A 3,940-nucleotide genomic window follows, 5' to 3' on the forward strand; every position below is an offset into this window, starting at 1 on the left:
GTCAACTAATCTTTCCCATCCAGGCCGCTTAGACTTCTGTAGCTGTCTAATCTTCTGTTCCTTAGGTATTGTTTTTGCAATTTCTCTTGCAAATTTTAAGTCTTCCTCAGAATATTTAGGCAAGCCAATTTCACGCATATTTTTAACAATTAACTCCGCAATAACTCTATTTGGAATCTTATTATATACACCTTTAATAAATTCGATTTCAAGTTTAGTTCCAGTCATTAATGTAGCTCCCTTAGCAATATCGAGAACTCTCTGATAAATCTCTTCTAGCTGATCTCTCTCAGGCGCTCTAATTAGATACCATGAACGTGCATAGGCTGGAACTATATTTGGTTGTTCTCCACCTTTCTCAATTATGTAGTGTATTCTTGCATCTTGAATTATATGTTCTCTAAGATAGTTTACTCCTATGTTCATTAGCTCAACAGCGTCAAGGGCACTTCTACCTGCCTCAGGTGAACCAGCTGCATGAGATGCTTTACCATAAAAGTGAAATTTGACAGAGTTATTCGCCAATGAACTTCTAAGAGTTACAGCATTCATTGCACTGGGATGATGACTTATAACTGCATCAACATCTTTAAAGAGTCCATCCCTAACCATGAAAACTTTTCCACTAAAGTTTTCTTCTGCTGGGCATCCATAGAATTTTATTGTTCCCTTTATTCTATATTTTTCCATTGTCTTTTTGATTGCTATGGCTGCTGCCATTCCTGATGTTCCATGAATATTATGGCCACATCCATGTCCAGGTGCACCAGGCTTTAAGGGTTCTCTTCTAGGAAGAACCTTCTGAGATAATCCGGGTAGAGCGTCATATTCACCCATAATCCCAATGATAGGTTTGCCTTCACCATAGGTGGCAACAAAGGCTGTAGGCATACCAGCAACACCACGCTCAACCCTAAAACCAAACTTCTCAAGCATATCAGCTAATAGCCTTGAAGACTTAAACTCCACTAGACCCAACTCTGCAAACTCCCAAATCCTATCACAAACCTCAACAATCCAACCCCTATTCTCCACAACCCACCCAAAAGCATACTCCTTTGACATGGGTCTCACCTTCGATTAACGATTGAATTTTTAACTATAAATAAATTAGTAGTTATCAGGTGTCTTTTTATAGGAGGATTTTCAAAAGTCTTATAGCTTTGATAACATATTTTAATTGTGATTAGTTATGGAGATTTATGATTTGAAAATTGCAATTATAATTTCAGTTGCATCCTTTGTTATTGGTGGACTTCTCGGAGTATACTACTTTGCTGTTGGAGCGCCCCCAGAAAATGTTTTAGGAGTATTTGAAGATATTTTGGAATTCTTTCGTCCCTTTGAAATTACAACTGTTTTGTTTGTGTATGTTAAAAATGTGGTTGCTGTTTTAATAATGTGGCTTTTAGGTTTCCTATTTGCTGTTCCTTCAATTCTAAGTTTAGGATTTAATGGCTATCTTATCGGGTATACCATCACTTTTATGTCTATTAGATTTTCACTACTTTTTGCCTTAGCAGGTATTCTTCCTCATGGAATCTTTGAAGTTCCAGCACTAATATTGTCTGGTGCTGCAGGTGTTCTATCTGGTTTTTCTACAATTAAAAAGATTCACGCTATTATTAGGGGGAAGAGCTGGAATTTTAGAGCTGGAGTTCATCAATCCTTTAGACTGGTTAAAATTGCAATTATTCTCTTAATTCCTGCAGCAATAATTGAAGTATATATTACACCAATAATACTTGAATTTTTCAGGTAACCAGTAAACTCTAATGCTTCAATGTCGACTTTTACATTTTCTCTCAAAACAGTAGTACAGGACAATATTTTCAGCTAGCTTTATGGCTTTTCTAATTTCTCTTCATTTAAGCTTGAAGCTTTACACTTTAATGTTATCTTTACATATCATTTAGAAGATTCACTACTTTATTTCACTTTATATCTTTTTATTGAGAATTCTTAGAGTTACAGAAGATAGGTAACCTCCAGGGGCGGATAAAATTAACTCTATGTTTGTATGTTCATAATCATATTTCTGTTTCAACAGTTAATCCAAAACCGCTGAGTAGTGAAACTCTAATATGCACTATAATTTGACATTGAAATAAGTGTGTTAACAGTTTTTAAGTTTCACCTTAAAATTTAAAGATTAAGCGTAAATGTTTAGTTTTACTGACTCAATAAATGTAGAGGGGAATTTTATGAGCTTTGACTTAGCTATTATTAATGGAAGAGTTTTGGATGGTACGGGGAATCCATGGTTTAAGGCAGATATTGGTATAAGTAATGGAAAGATAGTTTTTATCGGTAAAATTAAGGAAGCTAATGCTAAGAGGGTAATTGATGCTGAGAATCAAATTGTATGCCCAGGATTCATAGATATTCATAGCCACTCAGATTTTACAGTTTTAGTTGACCCGAAAGCTGAAAGTAAGGTTATGCAAGGTGTAACCTTGGAGGTCGTAGGAAATTGTGGTTCATCAGCTGCACCTATGAATGACTTTCTACGTGAATATCGAGAGAAATATTTGAGGCCTACATTAGGAGAAGAAATAGAATTTGACTGGGAGACTATGGATCAATACTTCAAGAAACTTGAAAGTAAAGGTGTAGCCTTGAATATTGCATCTCTAGTGGGACATGGAACTGTTCGAGCGTGTGTATTAGGGTTTAGTGATCGTCAGCCAACCTCAAGTGAACTTGAAGAAATGAAAGAACTTGTTGCAAAGGCTATGGAAGATGGAGCTATGGGGCTCAGTACTGGATTAATTTATACTCCTGGATGCTATGCTAAGACTAGTGAAATAATTGAATTAGCAAAGGTGGCTGCTGAGTATGGAGGAATATATGCAAGTCATATTCGAGGTGAAGGAGCAACATTAATTGAAGCAGTAAAAGAAGCAATAGCCATCGGTGAAAAAGCTTCAATCCCAGTAGAAATAAGCCACTTTAAAGCTTCAGGAAAACCAAATTGGGGTAAAGTTAAGGAAGCCATAAAAATAATAATTGAGGCTAGAAATAGGGGAGTTGACGTAACTGCAGACCAATATCCATACACTGCCTCTAGTACAGGATTAGTAGCACTTCTACCCAAATGGGCAAGAGAGGGAGGAGCTGAGAAAATATTAGAGCGACTAAGAAATCCTGAAACAAGAAGTAAAATAGGTGAAGAAATGAAATCATATACATTAAGAGACAAGGAATATTGGAGTCGAATAATGATCAGTCAAGTTGAAAAAAATAAGCAATTTGAAGGAATGAAAATTTCAGAAATAGCTAAAACACTTAACAAGAACCCTATAGATACAGTTTTAGACTTAATATTAGAAGAGGAAACCATTATACGTATGATAAACTTTGGAATATGTGAAGAAGACGTTGAAACAATCATGAAACTTCCATGGGTAATGATAGGATCTGATGGAAGAGCAGTAAGTCCAAAAGGTAAATTGGGTGAAGGAAAACCACATCCAAGATACTATGGCACATTTCCAAGGGTCTTAAGTAGATATGTCAGAGAGAAAAAGGTAATCTCCCTTGAAATGGCAATTAGAAAAATGACTTATCTTCCAGCATGGAGACTTGGCTTAAGGGATAGAGGAATTATACGTGAAGGAGCATGGGCTGACATTGTAATATTTGATCCAGACAAAGTTAATGATAAAGCAACATTCATAAATCCACATCAATTCCCAATTGGAATAAAATATGTAATTGTAAATGGTGAAATAACAGTTGAAAATGGACGGCACACAGGAAAGCTAAATGGAAAAGTAATAAGACTTCAAAACAGAGTAAAGTAAATTCAAACTCTAATCAAACTTCATTTCTTTTATAGATTGTAACATAAAGTTATAGGAGCCAGCTGAGTACACTTAAAATATCAAAGCTAAATAAGGAGACTGTAGGCAATATTAGGAAATTGATGTTTAAGTTA

At 35.5% G+C, this 3,940-nt stretch carries 3 protein-coding genes; 2 read left to right on the forward strand and 1 reads right to left on the reverse strand.

Annotation, left to right across the window (positions count from 1 at the left end; all coding sequences use genetic code 11):
- Positions 1–1,065: amidohydrolase (locus ACW8TM_RS11945; RefSeq protein WP_491533531.1), on the reverse strand; the 1,065-nt coding region annotated here is incomplete at its 3' end.
- Between the two features lie 127 nt (positions 1,066–1,192).
- Between ACW8TM_RS11945 and ACW8TM_RS11950 the strand changes: the two genes are divergently transcribed.
- Together ACW8TM_RS11950 and ACW8TM_RS11955 are read left to right on the forward strand one after the other, a co-directional pair.
- Positions 1,193–1,762: a stage II sporulation protein M gene (locus ACW8TM_RS11950; RefSeq protein WP_491533532.1), complete on the forward strand. Its 570-nt coding sequence runs from the start codon at positions 1,193–1,195 to the stop codon at positions 1,760–1,762.
- 442 nt (positions 1,763–2,204) lie between these two features.
- A complete protein-coding gene (locus tag ACW8TM_RS11955; protein WP_491533533.1) occupies positions 2,205–3,806 on the forward strand; it encodes an N-acyl-D-amino-acid deacylase family protein in 1,602 nt (533 codons plus the stop codon).
- Positions 3,807–3,940 lie beyond the last annotated feature (134 nt).

Source organism: Candidatus Culexmicrobium sp., from assembly GCF_058356305.1.